Here is a 19,032-nt window from a genome sequence, read left to right on the forward strand (position 1 = left end):
CATTTCTGTAAGACCCTTGAACGATTTCGATCGAGCTGACCGTGTCGCTGCCTAAAGTTGCGTTGTACGAATACCCCAGTTGAAGGTCAACCGTAACCCCCGCCAAGCCAGTGAGATTTGTGAATTGCAAAGTATCAATGCCATCACCACCGCGAATCACATCGTTACCAGCACCACCATCGAGAAGATCATTGCCTGTTCCACCGTCCAACTCATCATTTCCATCAAAGCCATACAGTTGATCATCCCCAGCCTCTCCATAAAGGGTGTCGGTGCCGTGTTCGCCGCCATACAATACGTCGTTGCCATTTCCACCATTGAGCAAGTTGACACCATCGTCCCCATAAATTTTGTCGTTACCATCGTTACCTAGTAGAGTGTCATTACCGTTGTCACCTGCAATATTATCGTCACCTTGTCCGCCGTCTAGGTAATCGTTACCATCTCCACCATATAGAGCGTCATTGCCTAGGTCACCATAGAGGTAGTCATTATCTATTCCACCTTCCATGTAATCGTCGCTAGTTCCGCCATTTAAAGTATCGTCGCCAGCTTCGCCATACATCTGATCAGTGCCTTCTCCTCCAAATAGGATGTCATTGCCATTGCCACCGACTAGCTCATCAGAATAATTGCCACCAAATAATGTGTCGTTACCGTCATTACCAAACAGGGCGTCACTACCATCGTCGCCGAATAGAACATCTTTGCCGGTCCCGCCATAGAGAGAGTCGTCACCGTTACCACCTGACAATAAATCGTCTCCTTCATTTCCCCATAATCTATCTACATCAACTCCGCCGTAAAGAGTGTCATTCCCGAGTCCTCCCAATAATTCGTCTGAATTTCCAAAAGGTGAGTTAAGATCTTGAAAATCGCCATAAATGACATCGTTTCCGTCAAATCCGCCAAGGAGATCGTGCCCCATTCCACCTACTAGGATATCGGCGCTTTCTGATCCAGCGATGGTATCATCGCCATTGCCTCCATCGAGGAAGTCGGACTCGCTACTAGAATCGTCATCTCCCCCGTTGCCCAATAAGTAATCATCTCCATCGTCACCATAAATTACATCTTTACCTGTACCACCACTAATCTCGTCGTCATCGTCACCCCCATAAATTAAATCATTATCTGCGCCTCCATAAATCTGATCAACTCCCGCCCCGCCGTGTATAGTATCAACACCTCTACCGCCAAGAAGCATGTCATTTCCTTCTTGCCCGTACAATTCATTATGACCATCTCCGCCATAAATCACGTCATCCCCAAAACCGCCTAAAATAATGTCCCATCCCGAAACACCGTATATCGTATCGTTACCAGCCAGACCTCTAATCTTGTCATCGCCACCAGTACCATAAAGTGTATCGGATCCGTTTGTTCCCCAGATATTGTTCATTTATATTTCCTTCTTAGCTTAAAATTTTTGAGGATATATTTATCTTGAAAAAGGCAGAATCCCCTAGGTGGGGGGAAGTGCTCCTTCGAAAGGAGGAGTGGTAAGGCTCAATGCCCTAACTAAAAACTAAGGGAAAGTGCCAAAGCAAGATATCGAGCAAGGAGGGGAGGGGGTAATGGAATTGGAGTGTTTGCACCTCGTTGAGGCGTTTAACCTTTTGGGGTCGGTTTCGAGATTAGAAAAATGGAGCACATCTTTTTGAAACGAGATCCAAAGTCCCGTTAATTAGATTCTCGTAGGACGATTTTTATCGGCAAAGCTGTTGATAGATCGACGCGGTGTCCAATTGGAGTTCCAATTGGACTTTCGCATAGGAATGAAATGTTTTCCAGAATGGAATTCGTCAGGCTGGTTTTTTATTCGATGATTTTCGCGTTCTGAATTAAGAGAAGTAACAAGGGGGGGCCGCATGTTATCAAGTAACCGATATCATGCCAATCAAGTGAAAACGCCATGACAGATCTCACACAGGTAATTCTTTGCGAGATCAGCATGATTATTGAGTTTTTTCTTAAAATTTCTGAATTCGGAATGCGTGTTTTAGAACCAATCGGCTACTTCCTATCAAAGGATTGAGTCCAAATAGGAGTGGCAACAAGGCGTGTTGGGGCAATATCCAAATTTGTCCCTTGGGCGGCGTTGCTTTGGTACTTGCAATGATTGCCGGCTGCACCCAACTTGCCTCTGGCGTGACATCGAGTAGGAGATCGCCATCACTATTTGTATGAAAGTAAATTTCACCACCGTGCACTAAGCTTAGACATATTCCCTGTCCTTCAGTATGCTGGTTTTCTAGGGCTTTTTGTAGCTCTTGATTGTTGAGTTCCATCCACCCTTCGATTTCCACTAGCGTTGCAAGAGGAATCCACGGGTGTTCAATTTGTGGTTCATTCAGATTTATCATTAGGGTAATGCTCGAACTTGGAGACCTAGTTGTTTCAGTTGATCGATCAGATTTTGCTCACCGGCGAAATGTCCGCTTCCCATCACGATGAATAATTTTTTGTTAGATAGCATCAAGTCATGGATTTTTTTTGCAATCGCAGGATTGCGGTCGTCTATGAGTCTCTGGGTAATTTTTTGTGAGCCTATGTCTCTGCGACTACTTTCAAGAAATACGCGCGACAGTTTTTGACTGTCGCCTTCCAACCAAGCCTGTGCCAGACTTTGAAATTCTCGTTTGACTTCACCCTTTTGAAAAGCCTCTAAGGTAGCGGCCAGTAAAGCATTGCCTTCATCATCGCTGAGGCTGGATAAAACGTCGGTTTGATAATTGAGTCCTTCGGTTTCAAACAACTCCTTTTTTGCCTTTTTTGCTTCCAAAATGAAGTAGCGATCTAAACCCGCAGCAGGATCGTAGCCCATTTGTTGGCCAACACTGATACTGAGGCCCATCGCAACGAGGACCGGCTGATATTGTTGAAATTGTTGGCTTGCTGCGCCGGTCATACTTTTTAGTCGATTCCAAGTGGTTGGACTTAGATGATTTTCTAATTTATCGGGTTCAGCGTAACTGAGTTTGGCGACGATGGATGGGCTGGCAGATTCATCGGTATTATCTGCTTCAACGACGACTGTATCCGCTTGAGCAAATGCGCGGCTGACGATTTTGGGTAGTGGGTAAAAACTAGGTTTCGCAAAATGTATGGTTCCGTACAAATAGGCACGTACAGTCTGGTTAGCTTTTGCGTCGGCTTGTTTCGCTAGGCTGATCTCGTAGAACACACCTTTCATTTTGCCCGGCGTGGCTTGGAGATTCGCACTGACTTTTGATTGCGGTGATGGCAATTTGCTATTGGCGATGGCAAAAAGGCTCAATGTCAGGCAAGTCAGGCTGATTATTCCGGTCAGCCCGAAGTGGAACAGACGGGGGGCATGGAGCGTTCGTTTGGTGTGCATAGGCGTTCCAAAAAGTAAAATAAAACTGAGATTTGTCCTAGATAAAAAACCATGAGCGCGAAGTTTCAGTTGACCGTTAGGTGCCAGTTCGCTGTTTCAATCATCTGTAGGTCAAGTTGCCCGCAATATACACCAGTTTGCTTTAAGGCAAACTAACCTGGCGACTAACGGAATATTTGATCGTTTCAAAGGCTGTTTGATTACGCCTTCTGCGGTTTGCCGGTGCAAGCTATTCAATCAGAAAACGACATCAGTTGTGATGGTGAACAGCGATAAATATTTCCATGTAGAAAAAACAATTTTTTCGGGGAACTAAATTCGCCCCGTACAATCGAAGACGCGCATCACTACTACGTCTCGCCAATTTGTGCGAAGGCGTACCACATTCTGGTGGTTTGTTGCTATGCAGTGCAGAAATATTGTCTGAAACGTGCGCATTGGGCAGGTTTTCGCGTTTTTTCTCTTTACTGTTTAGACATAAATCGCTATGTTACGCAGGTTTACAAAAACAGATCTGTTTCGGTTGTCACTGAGCAATCTTGCAAGGTGTCTTGAAATAGAGATAAGAAATTAAATTATATTTGCCTTAAGGAAATATTATGTCATTTGAACGCGAGGAGTGGTTGAAATTGAAGCTGGCGAAAGAGCTAACGCAAAGCGTTAGACAAGAGAATGCCGCGACGTCTATGTGCAAAGGAGAAGAATAATGGATTGGCGTGTTAAGTCGCTAGACGACATTCTGGCAACAGCAGAGAAGAAATCTTTACATCGCTCACTGGGTGCATTCCAACTGACAATGTTGGGAATCGGTGCCATCATTGGCACGGGTATTTTTGTTTTGACTGCTGCTGCGGCACAAAAAGCAGGTCCAGGAATGATGTACTCATTCATCATCGCTGGTTTTGTTTGCGCGGTTGCCGCTTTGTGTTACTCCGAATTGGTTGCGATGGCTCCGGTTTCAGGTTCTGCATACACTTATACCTATGCGGTAATGGGTGAATTGCTGGCATGGACAGTGGGTTGGGCATTGGTGCTCGAATATGCAGTCGCGGCTGCGGCCGTTTGTGTCGGTTGGTCAGGCTATGTAATGGGCTTGATTCAAAAAGCGACCGGATTTATTTTGCCCGAATTGCTGAGCCGTGGACCCTCTTGGTCCATGAATGGATACATGCCAGTGATTGATTTCTCGCATGGAATCGTCAATGTTCCTGCGATCGTTGTTGCGCTCGTTATTACCGCTTTATTGGTGAAGGGCACAAGCGAAAGCGCGAAAGTCAACTCCATTTTGGTTGCGGTGAAAGTAACAGCCTTATCAGCCTTTATCGTTATCACATTGCCGTTGATTAACGGTGAGAATTTCGTACCGATGTTGCCAAATGGTTGGTTAGGTACACAGGGAAGCGGTGTCGGCGTGGTTGGTGCGGCGGCGTCGATCTTTTTTGCTTATGTTGGTTTCGATGCGGTTTCTACCGCGGCGGAAGAAACCAAAGACCCACAGCGTAATGTGCCAATCGGTTTGATCGGTTCTTTGGGTATTTGTACGGTTTTCTACATGTTGGTCGCTGCTGGTGTGGTCGGTTCCGTTGGTGCTCAACCTATCACGTCGATTACTGGTGCGGTGTTGTCGCCAGATTCCGCTGAATTTGTGACGCGTTGTAAAGAACTCGCCTCTGCGGGTAGCACGCCTATCGTTTGCTCGCATGAAGCACTAGCAGAAGTGTTGAGTAAATTGCACTATGATCAAGTATCTAAATTGGTCGGTTTAGCAGCAAGTATTGCATTGCCTAGCGTTATTTTGATGATGATTTTCGGCCAAACGCGGATTTTCTTCGTTATGGCACGTGACGGTTTGTTGCCAGAAAAATTGGCCGATATTCATCCAAAATGGAAAACACCTTGGTTGATGACAATCGTGACAGGCATTTTTGTTGCCGTGGCTGCTGCGTTCTTCCCGGTAGGTCAATTAGCGGACATATCCAATTCTGGTACCTTGTTTGCATTCTTTATGGTGGCGATTGCGGTCTTGATCTTGCGTAAAACAGATCCAAACCGTACACGTCCATTCAAGACACCTATGGTCTGGGTAGTTGCCCCTGTCGCTGCTGGTGGCTGCTTGTTCCTGTTCTTCAGTTTGCCGACAGTCGCACAATTGGTGTTGCCAATTTGGGGTAGCGTTGGCTTGGTGATTTACTTCTTGTATAGCCGCAAGCATTCTCACGTTGGTAAAGCTATCGCAGCGCAAGAGGCTGCGAAAAAATAAGCTAGCAAAAAACGTCATTCAAGCTTCATTCTGAATGGCGTCTGTTTCAAGCAACTTGAACGATGAGCATGTAGTGATTTCATCGTTTAAAAAAACGGCGCAAATGGCGCCGTTTTTTTTTTGCCGAATCCAAGTTGGCTACCTCTTAAAGCCAACCTTCATCACGAGCAAGGCGATAGGCTTCAACCCGATTCTTTGCATGTAGCTTACTGATCGCTTCAGACAAATAATTTCGCACGGTGCCCTCCGAAAGATGCATCATCTTGGCGATCTCAGTGCTACTCGAACCAGTGCCTGCTAAGCGTAATACTTGACGTTCACGTTCACTCAGCGGATCTTGTTGGCCGCTCCAACTTTCTATTGCTAATTCAGGCGCGATCGCTCGTCCACCGTTATGAACCGTCCGAATTGCTTTCGCCAAATCTTCCGCAGGCGCATCCTTTAGCATATAACCACGCACGCCGCTGGCCATTGCACGACGCAGGTAGCCCGAGCGAGCAAATGTAGTGAGGACGATCACTTTGCTGAATAGCTTCTTATCGGCAATTTCCGCTGCTAATTCTAAGCCTGTCATGAGTGGCATCTCGATATCGGTGACAACGATATCGGGCTTTAAGGCGACGCAAAGCTCCAATGCCTCTTTGCCATTTTTTGCCAAGGCGAGTACGTCAATGTCTCCTTCTAGCTTGAGGAGTGCGGCAAGCGCCCCAGAAACTAGCGCTTGATCTTCAGCGAGTATGATTTTGATCATTAATTTTTCCTGTCAAAATGAGGCAGCTACCAATGTAGTCGCTACGCGTACTAGTCAGTTAATTTGAGCTATGTAAGGGAATCCGAATATCAATTTGCATTCCATTATGTGTTGAGATTTGCATTTCTCCACCGACCGACCTGACACGTTCGCGCATACCTTTGAGTCCGTGCCCCTGATCCAGGGTGAGATGCTTAGCGTTATTTGGCAAACCATCGTTCTGAATTTGAAAATAGACGAACAGCTTATCTTGTGAGATAGAGAGCTGACATGTTTTCGCTTGCGCATGGCGTATGATATTCGTGACGGCTTCTCGCAGAGCAAGGCTGATGACGTTTTCAACGGCTGCAGGCAGTTGATCCGACTCGACGCGCGATGTCAATTGAACCTGTGCTGACGCCAGTGTATTGGACGCATTGGCGAGTTCGTGGATGAGCCCGGTGGCACGATAGCCCAGCACGGCTGCTCGCACTTCGGCCAGTGCCTGACGAGCCGTTTGTTCAATATCGAGAATCTCTTGCTTACACGCAGCACTATCTCTATCAAATAACTTCTTTGCTAACTCGGCCTTCAGCGTGATGACTGACAAAGTGTGACCGAGTAAATCGTGCAGATCGCGTGCTATGCGTTCTCGTTCGGCGAGTGCAGCGAGATGTTCAATTTCTTCCTGGTTGCGAAATAGTTTCTGATTCGCGCGATTTAAGTTTTCACCAACGATGGCGCCAATTGCACTTGGAAGGCTGAAAACGAGAGCTGGAATCCAAAAAAAACTCGGAAATTTGAATATATAGCTGGCTAAGGCCGTTACAAAGAGCACCAGAAATAGGGCGAGATAAGCGTTACGTGGCACAGGAAAGCGTGAACACAGGGCCGCCGCAAAAATGATGAAGCTAGATCCGCCAAAATTAAACCGAGCCCAAGCTAGGCCGAGACACGTAAGAAAAATAATGCAGACAGCAGCTCGCCAGTCACTAACCCAAAAGCTATACAAATAGACGGGCAAAAAGAGAATAATACTCAGAATGACCATGCCGACTTCCAACGAACTCGGTGTCGCGTACAGAAACTTCCAACCAAACATAACGAAAGAAAGTAACCAGAATAATGGTGCTTTACCATAGCGCGCAGGTATCCATGGTGCGACCCAAAATTGTCGTAGTTGCGATAGCACGGACATGGTATTTCCTATTAAGTCATTGATCGCTCGATATGCAGCGATTGACGACAACCGCTGCTTTCGACAAATACATGTTTCATTCTTTGGTTAACCGTACATCAGCTAGGAGAAATTGATACTCACCCGTGGTTGGTCCTGCATTAAAACTGAGCATGGTAATGATGCTAGGATCGAGTCCTTTGAACCGACTGAACGGAATGCTGATCTCTTGCCAATTCGGGGATGCCTTGAAGTTGATATTCAACGGAATGAAACTTCCTTGCATTGTGAAGCCAACATTATAGATCTTGCCGTCTCCTTTTACTTTAAATTTCAGGGTATTGGCATTGCTCAGATCTGCTGGTTGCATTGCCTGTTGAGCGGGAAAAAACACAACGCCAGCCCAAGGAAAGGCAAAGCCTGGTTGAATGCTTGCATTGATTTGCATTGATGCTTGGCCATCTGGTTCTGATTCCCCGAAGCGCAATGCGACAGTAGAATGCCCTCCCATTGTTGCATCATTCGAAGGCATCCATCCAATGCCAAATGGACTTGCGAATGCCTTGGCACCCTCTTCTTGACTAAACAGACTAATTCGACCGTGCTTTGGCAAATCTATGGCTGAAGTCATTTTATTTTGTTCGTCGCTGACTAGTACACGTTTTTGATGGCGGAGCGATGCGACACTTTCGCCATTTTTCCACACGTTGATAATGCGACGAGTTGAGCGAATGTCTTCGCTGGGATCGCCGTCAACCAGTAGTAAATCGGCTTTATAGCCATTTTTTATATGACCACGATCGTTTAATTGAAAGGCCTTGGCCGCTGCCGAAGTTGCTGCTCTTAGTGCCGCGATGGGTGGTAAGCCAGCATCAACCAAGGCAGCCATCTCATGATGCAGACTGACACCATACTGGGTTCCACGATTCCCCGCATCGGTCCCTGCCAACACTGGGACTTTAGCTTTGTACAGAGCGGCTGTGACTTGGCGTGGTGCATTAAGACTATCGGGATGCGGTGTCGATCCGTAGCTGACCTTGAGCGGCATCCGTTGATTCTTGCTGAGCAAACTTAGTATCGATTGATCATTCAAGATGTCCTCGGCTCTTATACCAGCCATGCTTTCTAAGACAGAAAAGCTTGGAATAATAAATGCTGAACGTTTTTTGGCCAGGCGGACGAGTTCTTCGACTTGTGTCGCCTTGAGATTCGCACCGTTAAATAGATGGACTAATCCATCGGCGCCGGCTGCGAGTGCTGCCTTCGCGTCGTCGTAAGTGCTAATGTGCACGACTGCCAATTTTCCGCGCGCATGGCTAGCTTCAATTAAGGCTTCGACCGTCCTTAAGTCGAGACTGTTAAATGGCATACCGATGGCACCGTGTTCCATCACGATCTTGATGAAATGGGAGCCTTCGGCGAGACGACGATCGACCCATGCTGCTGCCTGCTCTGGTCGCGTGATCGTGTCAATTTCTATCCCATATTCTGTACCATGCCCTTTCGGTGCGGTTGCGAGGATGCCAGCGGAAAATATATCGGCTGTGGTCCGACCAGTAGCTTGTTCTCGCGTTTTATGCATATCTCGCATTGCTTGTACGCTGCTAAACATGTCGATTTGCGTCGTCACACCAAACAGCAAAGGCAAATCTTGATCCTGAAAGGCATGCACGTGCGTATCGATCAGACCTGGTAGTAGGGTGCGCCCGCGACCATCAACCAACTGCATTGCTGACGTTATCTTGCCCTTGAAGTGGGTATCTATTATCTTTCCTTGATCAATCAAAACCTGCCGTGGCGTTTGCATTTTCTCACCATCAAATAGACGTACGTTCTGAATGAGTGTTGTCGCATCGCAGCTGCCAGATAGGACTGCGCTAGTCACAAGCAAAGCGCTTTGCAGGGTGCCAAGTGAGCGTTGGATGGCTGATTTAAATCGCATGGAGTTCTCCTTCATTGAGTTTGATGGAGAGAGTATCCTTGAATTGGAATGATACTGTTAGATCAAAATGCCATTGATTTAGCATGACTTTTGTCATGACAAGAGGCACAACTATTTCTTGGCGCGCGGATGGCTTGCGTCATATACCGCTGCCAAATGCTGGAAGTCGAGTGCGGTATAGACCTGTGTCGCGGCGATGGAACGATGCCCTAGCATTTCTTGCACAGCCCTTAGATCGCCTGATGATTGCAATACATGAGAAGCAAACGAGTGTCTTAATACATGGGGATGCACATCACTTGGGATGCCGACGATTTGTGCATGGGCTTTGAGCCGAAGTTGGACTGAACGTACCGACATTCTCCTACCACGCTCATTCAGAAACAAAGCATGTATTTCTTGTTGAATCAAAGTGGGTCGAATCGCTAACCAGTCTTTCAGTGCATCTATTGCAGCTTGGCCGACGGGGACGATTCTTTGTTTGTTGCCTTTTCCTGTTACCCGCACCTCTGCTTGTGCGAAATCGACCCAACCAGCGCTGCGATAAGTGGCATTGCTCGCGTCCTGTAAGTCGAGACTGACCAATTCAGAAACTCGTAAGCCACTAGAGTATAAGAGTTCGAACATGGCGCGATTTGCGAGCGCAGATGCTGTGTCACTACCGCGTGCCGAGACAAGCTGTACTGCATCATCCGCCCCCAACGCTTTGGGAAGGGATTGAACTTTCTTCGGCGCTTTGATCCCATCGACTGGGTTTGCAGGTAGGGAAATTTGGTCTGCTAGCCAACGATAGAATCCACGCCAGCTTGATAGTTTGCGGGCGATACTGCGGGGACTCAAACCGCTAGCATGGACCTGTGATGTGAGGCGGCGTAAATCAAAATAACTAAGACTGGCGAGCTCTCTAGACTGTGCAAACTGTGCTAGTTCGGCGAGATCGCGGCGATAGGCATCGATCGAATGTGCTGAGAGCTGGCGTTGATGTTGCAAGACATTGAGATAGTCTTGTATCCAATTATGTTCTGCGGTGGATGGCATCTTGATTTACCCCGCTTCGTGTTCACTTACCTTAGGCGTCGATCATGCAGAGTAACGCCGCACTGGATGTGTCAGCGATTTTGCTTAAAAAATCCGTTGCCATTTCTTTGGTAAAACGTGCTGGATCGGGTGAGCCCAGTACCAGAAGTCCAAAACAGGGTTCATCTAAACTCAAACGCAGAGGTAGCATGGCGACTGAGGCAACAGCTTGTTCTGACTCTATCCATTGAGCAGCTTCAAAATCATTGTTCGCCCCGCAAAAAGGGGTACGTAAGCCCTTCGCGAATAACTGCACGTCTTCGGTGGTGGGGGCGGCAAACCAAGTATGGGTGAAATCCGCTGCAACATTCCATAAACGCAGTGTGGCAAAAGGCAGGGCGAAAATGTCTTGTAAGCTACGTGTCAATATATAGGGTAAGTCGACGTCATTTCGTGCCAGTAATAATTCCCTCGTCCATTGCTGAAAGCGGTCGGTGATGACATCGTTCTCTTGCGCGACGCGCATGAGATCCGACAAACGCAATTCCATAACTTTGAGTTTTTCGCGGACGACTTCCATTTGCCTTTCTTGCAGCGAAATGGTGCGACCCATAATTGGGCTGGTCAGCTTTACTTGCGCTAGTAGCTCCGCATGTTCTTCAAAAAAATGCGGGTGTTGGCTTAAATAGTCGGCAATATCGTGGCTGTTCATGTTGGTTTTACTTATTAAATTGTCGTCTTGGGAGGCTTGATCAAGTTCTAGATACTTAGTCGGGAATATCAATTTCACCATCAAAAACCGCGACGGCTGGTCCACTTAAGAAGACAGGTTGTCCCTCGCCAGCCCAGGTGATTTGTAAATTTCCGCCGCGCATTTTGACCTCAACCGGACTCAATAACTCACCGCGACGTATTCCTGCAACGGCAGCTGCACACGCGCCAGTACCGCACGCCAATGTTTCGCCAGCTCCACGTTCAAATACGCGTAAATCAATATGGTGATGATTGATCACTTGCATAAATCCAGCGTTCACTCTTTGTTGAAACAAGGGATGTTGTTCGATGATGGGTCCTTCAATGGCTATCGGATGCGTCGCGACATCGTCGACGGTTTGTACCGCATGAGGGTTGCCCATCGACACGCAAGAAATTTGCGCGACGCGGTTCGCTAAAGGCAAGGCATAGAGTGTGTCCTGTCCTCGCAGACTCGTACTTAAGTTGTTGGCGAGAAAATTTGAATCCACCGGAGCAAAGCTGGGCACGCCCATATTCACAGTGATGCGACCATCCTCGGCGATGCTAGGCTCGATCACACCACCTTTGGTGATGACCCGGATACTCGATTTTTTTGTTAAGCCCTTGTCCACTACAAAGCGCACAAATGCACGTGAACCATTGCCGCATTGTTCTACTTCGCCCCCATCCGCGTTGTAGATGCGATACCGAAAATCCAGGTCGGGGCTTGGTGCTTTTTCAACAACCAGAATTTGATCCGCACCGATGCCAAAGCGGCGATCCGCTAAAAAACGCCATTGTTCTTGCGAAAAATGGATAGCTTGGTTGATGGCGTCAATCACAATGAAGTCATTGCCAGCGCCGTGCATTTTAGTAAATTGAAGTTTCATACAGCGATTATAGCGTGTTCATCGTCTAAGCAGATTTATAAACGCCGCAACCAATCACGATATCGTCACTGATTCTCTCTATATAGGAAGTTTTTTGCTCAATACGATTCAGGACAGGGTTTTCAATAGAATAGTCAACCCAACCACCGATTTCAGGCAGTGCAAAGGCATCTTCTACCAATTTTCTACCATCCAAGCCAGGCACATGAAACAGGTTGACCGACAGTTTTCCAGCGTTTCCCGCGAATGCTCGGTATTGGCCTTGGCGATCGAACGCAAAAACATACATATCGCGATCAGCAAAGATTTTTTCAGGATCTGATGTGATGATGTCTAGCACATGCATTCCATGGATACTAAAGAGTGTTTTGGCTTTATTCACTAGGAGTTTGGCTTCATCAGCTGTCCCTTGGCGTAAACGAAATGCCGAGACGACAGACGTTAGTTTTTCTGCGCGGACTTCAAGCTCTGATGAGGCAAATTTGGCATTTTCAGCCATTTTGCTATTGCTCTTCGTGATCTCATCAAGCTCGCGAATGGCTTGCGAGATATGGATTAAGCTATTGCTTTGTTCGGTTGATGCCGTCGAGATCGCATTGATGTCTTTCGCCAGATTGCGGATGCCGCCAACAATATCGGAAAGTGTTTCGTTAACTTCATAAATTTGTTCGACCCCAGTTTCGACGCGATTCACCGAATCATCAATCAAGCGCCGGATTTGACGTGCCGCATCCGCGGAACGCTGTGCTAGATTTCGAACCTCGTTTGCTACGACTGCGAAGCCCTTACCCTGTTCACCCGCGTGGGATGCTTCCACTGCAGCATTCAGAGCCAGAATATCGGTTTGAAAGGCGATCTTGTCTATCATGCTGACAATCTCGTGGACTTTCATCGCACTGGTATGGATCCCTTGCATTGTTGAGACAGCGGCGCGCATGGTGTCGCTGCTGGATTCGGCAATCATGCGAACATTCGACGCGAGATTGTCGACTGATTTGGCATTGGCTGCATTCGTTTTGACAGTTTCGCTTAAGGTCTCCATGTTCTGGGCAGTATCCACCAGACTGAGAGCTTGTAGTTCGGTGCGGATCGCCATGTCATTGATGCCGCTCGATAATTGTTTGCCGAGATCCGACACCATGCTTGCGTTGGTGCGGACATTTGCCACAAGTGCGGATAAATTGAAATTTGCTTTGTCAATTGCACTTGAAGTCTTGGCGAGTTCGTCGCTCCCTTGAACTTGAACCGAGGTCGTTAAATCACCGGAAGCAACAGTTTCAGCGGCCTGTTCAAGATTTTCAACGGCATACATAAGATTCAAGTAAAAGCCAAACGATAAATAGGCAGTAAGGATAAGCGTGATTAGCAAACCGATAATCACCAGATAAGATTGCCAACGCAGATGTTTTTGGCGCTGTTGTAGGATTTGGCTCAATTGAGTTTGTGATTGGGTTTGCAGTAGATAAGTCTTACCGAGCGCCAGATCTGTTGCTTGTTTGATCTTGTTTTGCGCTTCACTTTGTAGGTTAACAAGATAATTTTTTTGAATGAATTCTAGAGCTTGTCGACTAAGCTGCAATGCATCTTTATATGCGGGGATTTCTTTTTCGCCAGTGCGTAATATCGCAGCATAGCTCTTTTCACTTTGTTGTATCGCCACTTGAGTTTGATCAAAGAGTGAATTTATTTTTGCAAAATGGAGTGGGTCATTTGCATTGGCTTGTAGTGCGGTTTGCGTCGTTGCAGATAGTTTTGATAAGGCATCTAACCAGACAGGCAATTTTTGTAAGCCGAAGTCCATCAATAAATACGAATTGGCCTCAGGATCAAATAGCAATCCGCTACGTTCGTTGATATTGTCTGCAAGTTGCACTAATTGCTGATCGACATTACTTGTGAGTAAACCTTTAGCTTCCTGTAAGTTTTTGTGTTCAGCGATATTTTGCAAATCCTTTGCCAAGATCTGCCACTGTTCGACTAAGTCTAAACGATCATCTCTTTTCAATAGCAAAGAGAAGTCACTGATAGCCGTTTTTAAACTTTGCTGTTGGGGGCGAATTTCGTTCGGCGAGGTGCTGCTGCGTAGTCGTTGAATGGCATGAATAATTGCATTGTTCTTTTGCGCGAGTTCAATGCTATACAACTCATTCTCGGCTGTCGTCGTTTGGGCATTTTCTTTAGCGAGCAAAATTAAACCGAGAAGCAAGCAAACTGACAAAATGCTTAAGAACATGCCGAGTAATTTAGTGCGTAGTCCTATTTTGCTCATCAACTGCAAACAGGGTGCCATCATGGCCGCGAACAAAGAATCACTCTCAAACTTCATGGTGCTAACTTTCAGATGGTAATGGAGGGACAAGGCCTTTTCTATTCTCGCAGATTTTATTTGGAATGCATTCGGATTGTGTCTTTCTGAGACAAAAAAATTGCCTAAAATTAATATACCTCAACCAGTACACTTTGCAAAATTGTCAGTCATACTGTACTGGTCTTTTTGGTGGTGACTGTGCATGGGGAGCGAAAGACGCGCGTGATACTGTGCGAGCCTTGTTAATTTTGTCGTTCTTTTTTGCTTTGAGCGTATGATCTAGCCAAAAGCTAGCAGGATTCGTTTCATGGCGCAGGCAAACCCAAGCCACATTAGAAAAATTCCGGAGGCAGCATGAATTCACCCAATAAAACTGAGCAATCCGCAGTAGCGGATGCCGCCATCAATACCACCATCTCTCTCGACGATAAGTACACTTTAGAACGCGGCCGTGCTTTTATGACCGGTACGCAAGCCTTGATTCGTTTGACCATGTTGCAACGTCAGGCCGATGAAAAAGCCGGTTTGAATACGGCTGGTTTCTTAACTGGCTATCGCGGTTCTCCGCTCGGTGCAGTAGATATGACCGCCGCTAAAGCCAAGAAACATTTGGACAAATATCACGTTAAATTTCACCCAGGCGTGAATGAAGATTTAGCCGCGACGTCGGTATGGGGTACGCAACAAGTGAATTTGTTCCCTGGGGCGAAATATGATGGCGTGTTTGGTATCTGGTACGGTAAGGGCCCAGGCGTGGATCGTTGTGGTGACGTGTTTAAACATGCGAATTTGGCGGGTACTTCGCCGCACGGCGGTGTATTGGTAATTGCTGGTGATGATCATGCGGCGAAATCCTCCACGGCAGCACATCAAAGTGAACATATTTTAAAAGCTTGCGGTATTCCTGTTTTGTATCCATCCTCGGTTCAAGAATATTTGGATTACGGCTTGCACGGCATTGCGATGTCGCGTTACACCGGCTTGTGGGTAGCGATGAAATGCGTAACCGATATCGTTGAATCTGGTTGCGTGGTCGATATCGATCCTGATCGCGTCAAGCCTGTGATTCCTAGCGATTTCGTGATGCCAGCCGATGGTGTGCACATCCGTACACCTGATCCAATCTTGGCGCAAGAAACGCGCATGAATAATTACAAATGGTATGCGGCTTTAGCCTATGCGCGTGCTAACAAACTCAATCAAATTATCTGGGATAGCCCGAACGCGAAGATCGGTATTATCACTGCAGGTAAGTCTTACCTCGACACGCGTCAAGCTTTGGCTGATCTCGGCATTGATGAACAAGTTGCGAAAGACATCGGTATTCGCTTGTATAAAATTGGCCTGACTTGGCCTTTAGAATCCGACGGTGTGCGTGAGTTTGCGACTGGTTTGGAAGAAATCTTGGTGGTTGAAGAGAAGCGTCAGATTCTCGAATATGCGCTGAAAGAAGAGCTCTACCACTGGGAAGAAGCAGCGCGTCCGCGCGTAGTCGGTAAGTTTGATGATACGGGTGAATGGACCAATATTCAGGGCAGTGGTCACGGCGAATGGTTATTGCCAGCGACCTATGAACTGAGCCCAGCACAGATCGCGCATGCGATTGCTTCACGTATCAGCCGTTACTTCGCTGGTCATCCAGTCGAGCAACAAGTCAAAGAACGCGTCGCGTATTTAGAAGCGAAAGAAGCGGCGTTGAATTCCGTTTCTAAGCCAGATGCGAATAAAGATCGTATTCCGCATTTCTGTTCTGGTTGCCCACACAATACTTCAACCAAAGTGCCAGAAGGTAGCCGCGCTTTGGCCGGTATCGGTTGCCACTACATGGTGACATGGATGGACCGTGAATCCACCACTTTTACGCACATGGGCGGCGAAGGTGTGACTTGGGTTGGCGCAGCACCATTTACCAATGAGAAGCATGTGTTCTCTAACTTGGGTGACGGTACTTACTACCACTCAGGTCTGTTGGCGATCCGCGCTGCCGTTTCCGGTAACGTGAATATCACGTACAAAATTTTGTTTAACGATGCCGTCGCGATGACGGGTGGTCAAGAGTTTGACGGCCCACTCGATCCGGGCATGATTTCACGTCAAATTGCGGCAGAAGGCGTGTCACCGATTATTGTGGTGACGGATGAGCCAGAAAAATATCCCGCGAATTATCCTTGGGCAGCGGGTGTCACCGTTCGTCATCGTAGCGAACTCGATGCGGTACAACGCGAATTGCGCGAATGCAAAGGCGTGTCCGCGATGATTTACGATCAAACCTGTGCTTCAGAAAAACGTCGTCGCCGCAAAAAAATCGGTAAAGACGGTAAGCCTGGTTTCCCTGATCCAGCCAAACGCGCGGTGATCAATGAAGCGGTCTGCGAAGGCTGTGGCGATTGCGGCGTGCAATCGAATTGCTTATCCGTTGAACCTCTAGAAACTGAATTCGGTCGCAAGCGTCAGATTAATCAATCTTCCTGCAACAAGGATTATTCTTGCGTGAATGGTTTCTGCCCAAGTTTTGTGACAGTGGAAGGCGGCAAATTGAAGAAGCCAGCGAAGACCAAGGTCGAAGCGGGTGGCGCATTTGACGTCAGCAGTTTGCCAGCACCAGTGTTGCCAAGCACCGCAACGCCGTATGGTGTGATCGTGACTGGTGTGGGTGGTACCGGTGTAATTACGATTGGCCAAATCATGGCGATGGCAGCGCACTTGCAAGGTAAATCTTGCTCAGTGCTGGACATGACAGGCTTGGCGCAAAAAGGCGGTGCGGTGATGTCGCATGTGCGTTTAGCGGACAAAGCGGAAGACATCCAGTCGACGCGTGTTGGTACTGGTATGGCGGATTTGGTTATCGGTTGCGATTTGATCGTCACCGCAGGCAAAGATGCGGTTTCTCGTATGGGCGAAGGCCGTACCCAAGGCGCGATCAACGCCAGCAGCAGCCCAACAGCAACCTTTATTAAGAATCCTAACTGGCAATTCCCAGCGGGTTCTGCGGAAGCTGAAATTCGTAAGGCTTGCGGTCAAGACCGCGTTGATATGGTCGATGCAACCACGATTGCGACTGCACTCATGGGCGACAGTATCGCAGCGAATATGTTCATGCTCGGTTATTCATGGCAAAAAGGCTGGGTGCCGTTGAGCGAAGCCGCTTTGATGCGCGCGATTGAATTGAATGGCGTGGCAATTGACTTCAACAAGCAAGCGTTCAACTGGGGCCGTATTGCCGCGAACGATTTGGCAGCAGTACAGCGTTTGACGACGCCAGCGCAAGTCATCGAACTCAAACGCGCACCAACATTGGACGACATTATCGCAAAACGCGTTGCTTTCTTAACGGATTACCAAAACACCGCGTATGCACAAATCTACAGCGATTTTGTGAATCAAGTCAAAGCCGCCGAAAGCAAATTAGTCGATGGCAAAGGCTTGCGCCTGACAGAAGCCGTAGCGAAGTATTTGTTCAAATTGATGGCTTACAAAGACGAATACGAAGTCGCGCGTTTGTACACCGATGGCAAATTCAAACAAAAGATTGCCGATATGTTTGAAGGTGACTATGCGATTAACTTCCACCTCGCGCCACCGCTGTTCGCTAAGCGCAATGAAAAAGGTGAATTGATCAAGCAGCAATTTGGTCCATGGATGATGAAGGCATTTGGCGTCCTAGCGAGTTTCAAATCCTTACGTGGAACAGCGTTGGATATCTTTGGTTATACCGAAGAACGTCGTATGGAACGTGCATTGCCGGTGGAATATAAGCAGTTGATTAGCAAACTGTTGCCACAATTAAATGCTGAAAATTTATCGAAAGCCGTGGCTATTGCGAGTATCCCCGAAGATATTCGTGGTTATGGTCACGTTAAAGAGCGGCATTTCAAGTTGGCGAAGCAAAAAGAAGCGAAATTGCTAGGTGAATTTGGCATGTCTGCAACAACCCAAGAAAAAACTGCTGCTTAAATTTGTCATATTCGGCGGCAAAAATTAATGCATGCTAGAATTTGAACTGTGTAGTGTGTAATAAAGAGTGTGTAGTGTTTGTGTGTGAAAAATGACCGGCCTGTCCGGTCATTTTTTTCGTCCGCAAGTCTATGTTTACTATTTCAACAAGACGAGGGAAATGTAATGCGAGAACGTCAATGGATCGCCGTTGGTGCATTCAATTTATTGGTCGCGATCGGGGCCGGTGCATTTGGCGCACATGCCCTTAAAACGCTATTGTCTAGTGAAATGCTGGCGATTTGGCAAACTGCAGTGCAGTACCAAATGGTGCACGGACTCGGAATTCTAGCACTTGCGCATTTAGCCACGCGCTGGCAAACCACGGTGATGCGTTGGAGTCTGCGATTCATGTTACTGGGTATCGTTTTCTTTAGCGGCAGTTTGTATGTGCTGGCGTTGACTGGTATTCGCGTACTTGGTGCCATTACGCCTATCGGTGGATTGGCCTTTCTTGCGGCTTGGTTGCTCGTGATCTGGAATGCCTTGCGTACGGCAGAATAAGGAATCACCGTCGTGCAAAATGCTGTCGATTTGCAACACTTTTTGCGATAGTCAAAAAAATCCTCAAGGTAGATTTTGTTCTCTATGACCTAGTTTATTCGAAACTGGTCCCTTG

General features: G+C 47.3%; 13 protein-coding genes. 3 read left to right on the forward strand and 10 right to left on the reverse strand.

The features are described from left to right. The 3 genes from KDM90_RS15440 to KDM90_RS15450 all read right to left on the reverse strand — a co-directional run. A partial coding sequence (locus KDM90_RS15440; protein ID WP_268977754.1) for a calcium-binding protein occupies nucleotides 1-1,402 on the reverse strand: 1,402 nt, incomplete at its 3' end. Nucleotides 1,403-1,973: 571 nt separating this feature from the next. Next, entirely contained in the window at nucleotides 1,974-2,366 is a 393-nt protein-coding gene (locus KDM90_RS15445) for a hypothetical protein (protein WP_212676538.1), read from the reverse strand. Next, entirely contained in the window at nucleotides 2,366-3,361 is a 996-nt protein-coding gene (locus KDM90_RS15450) for a TraB/GumN family protein (RefSeq protein ID WP_212676539.1), read from the reverse strand. Before KDM90_RS15450 ends, KDM90_RS15445 begins: the two co-directional genes overlap by 1 nt. A 706-nt stretch (nucleotides 3,362-4,067) precedes the next feature. On the opposite strand from KDM90_RS15450, the gene KDM90_RS15455 reads away from it, so the two are divergent. Continuing rightward, the gene (locus KDM90_RS15455; protein ID WP_212676540.1) at nucleotides 4,068-5,621 is read left to right on the forward strand and encodes an amino acid permease; all 1,554 of its coding nucleotides are present in this window, start codon (nucleotides 4,068-4,070) and stop codon (nucleotides 5,619-5,621) included. Between the two features lie 145 nt (nucleotides 5,622-5,766). Here KDM90_RS15455 and KDM90_RS15460 read toward each other — a convergent pair whose 3' ends face one another. The 7 genes from KDM90_RS15460 to KDM90_RS15490 form a co-directional block, all read right to left on the reverse strand. Then, nucleotides 5,767-6,372, reverse strand: a complete 606-nt coding sequence (locus tag KDM90_RS15460) for a response regulator transcription factor (RefSeq protein WP_212676541.1) — start codon at nucleotides 6,370-6,372, stop codon at nucleotides 5,767-5,769. A 58-nt stretch (nucleotides 6,373-6,430) separates the two neighbouring features. Continuing rightward, the gene (locus KDM90_RS15465) at nucleotides 6,431-7,549 is read right to left on the reverse strand and encodes a sensor histidine kinase (RefSeq protein WP_212676542.1); all 1,119 of its coding nucleotides are present in this window, start codon (nucleotides 7,547-7,549) and stop codon (nucleotides 6,431-6,433) included. Between the two features lie 76 nt (nucleotides 7,550-7,625). Then, nucleotides 7,626-9,470 (reverse strand): CIA30 family protein, encoded by a 1,845-nt coding sequence (locus tag KDM90_RS15470; protein ID WP_212676543.1) that lies wholly within the window; start codon nucleotides 9,468-9,470, stop codon nucleotides 7,626-7,628. A 111-nt stretch (nucleotides 9,471-9,581) separates the two neighbouring features. Further along, on the reverse strand, nucleotides 9,582-10,508 hold the full coding sequence (xerC, locus tag KDM90_RS15475) for a tyrosine recombinase XerC (protein ID WP_212676544.1): 927 nt from the start codon (nucleotides 10,506-10,508) through the stop codon (nucleotides 9,582-9,584). Nucleotides 10,509-10,539: 31 nt separating this feature from the next. Next, nucleotides 10,540-11,199 (reverse strand): DUF484 family protein, encoded by a 660-nt coding sequence (locus KDM90_RS15480; RefSeq protein ID WP_212676545.1) that lies wholly within the window; start codon nucleotides 11,197-11,199, stop codon nucleotides 10,540-10,542. A 55-nt stretch (nucleotides 11,200-11,254) separates the two neighbouring features. Beyond that, nucleotides 11,255-12,112, reverse strand: a complete 858-nt coding sequence (gene dapF / locus KDM90_RS15485; protein ID WP_212676546.1) for a diaminopimelate epimerase — start codon at nucleotides 12,110-12,112, stop codon at nucleotides 11,255-11,257. Nucleotides 12,113-12,137: 25 nt separating this feature from the next. Further along, on the reverse strand, nucleotides 12,138-14,438 hold the full coding sequence (locus tag KDM90_RS15490; RefSeq protein ID WP_212676547.1) for a methyl-accepting chemotaxis protein: 2,301 nt from the start codon (nucleotides 14,436-14,438) through the stop codon (nucleotides 12,138-12,140). Between the two features lie 336 nt (nucleotides 14,439-14,774). Here KDM90_RS15490 and KDM90_RS15495 point away from each other — a divergent pair, with 336 nt between their 5' ends. Together KDM90_RS15495 and KDM90_RS15500 are read left to right on the forward strand one after the other, a co-directional pair. Next, nucleotides 14,775-18,374 carry an indolepyruvate ferredoxin oxidoreductase family protein gene (locus tag KDM90_RS15495; RefSeq protein ID WP_212676548.1) on the forward strand — a complete coding sequence of 1,200 codons (3,600 nt, stop codon included), beginning with the start codon at nucleotides 14,775-14,777 and terminating at the stop codon, nucleotides 18,372-18,374. Nucleotides 18,375-18,539: 165 nt separating this feature from the next. Further along, complete coding sequence (locus KDM90_RS15500; RefSeq protein WP_212676549.1) at nucleotides 18,540-18,917, forward strand: DUF423 domain-containing protein; 378 nt, start codon at nucleotides 18,540-18,542, stop codon at nucleotides 18,915-18,917. Nucleotides 18,918-19,032 lie beyond the last annotated feature (115 nt).

The organism is Affinundibacterium fentianense (assembly GCF_018139545.1).
Classification (GTDB): domain Bacteria; phylum Pseudomonadota; class Gammaproteobacteria; order Burkholderiales; family Burkholderiaceae_D; genus Undibacterium; species Undibacterium fentianense.

What these genes read in the sequence shown, in the direction of transcription:
- KDM90_RS15445 (WP_212676538.1), bottom strand. Translation starts at nt 2,366, where the DNA reads ATGATAAATCTGAATGAACCACAAATTGAACACCCGTGGATTCCTCTT.
- KDM90_RS15450 (WP_212676539.1), bottom strand. Translation starts at nt 3,361, where the DNA reads ATGCACACCAAACGAACGCTCCATGCCCCCCGTCTGTTCCACTTCGGG.
- KDM90_RS15455 (WP_212676540.1), top strand. Translation starts at nt 4,068, where the DNA reads ATGGATTGGCGTGTTAAGTCGCTAGACGACATTCTGGCAACAGCAGAG.
- KDM90_RS15460 (WP_212676541.1), bottom strand. Translation starts at nt 6,372, where the DNA reads ATGATCAAAATCATACTCGCTGAAGATCAAGCGCTAGTTTCTGGGGCG.
- KDM90_RS15465 (WP_212676542.1), bottom strand. Translation starts at nt 7,549, where the DNA reads ATGTCCGTGCTATCGCAACTACGACAATTTTGGGTCGCACCATGGATA.
- KDM90_RS15470 (WP_212676543.1), bottom strand. Translation starts at nt 9,470, where the DNA reads ATGCGATTTAAATCAGCCATCCAACGCTCACTTGGCACCCTGCAAAGC.
- xerC (WP_212676544.1), bottom strand. Translation starts at nt 10,508, where the DNA reads ATGCCATCCACCGCAGAACATAATTGGATACAAGACTATCTCAATGTC.
- KDM90_RS15480 (WP_212676545.1), bottom strand. Translation starts at nt 11,199, where the DNA reads ATGAACAGCCACGATATTGCCGACTATTTAAGCCAACACCCGCATTTT.
- dapF (WP_212676546.1), bottom strand. Translation starts at nt 12,112, where the DNA reads ATGAAACTTCAATTTACTAAAATGCACGGCGCTGGCAATGACTTCATT.
- KDM90_RS15490 (WP_212676547.1), bottom strand. Translation starts at nt 14,438, where the DNA reads ATGAAGTTTGAGAGTGATTCTTTGTTCGCGGCCATGATGGCACCCTGT.
- KDM90_RS15495 (WP_212676548.1), top strand. Translation starts at nt 14,775, where the DNA reads ATGAATTCACCCAATAAAACTGAGCAATCCGCAGTAGCGGATGCCGCC.
- KDM90_RS15500 (WP_212676549.1), top strand. Translation starts at nt 18,540, where the DNA reads ATGCGAGAACGTCAATGGATCGCCGTTGGTGCATTCAATTTATTGGTC.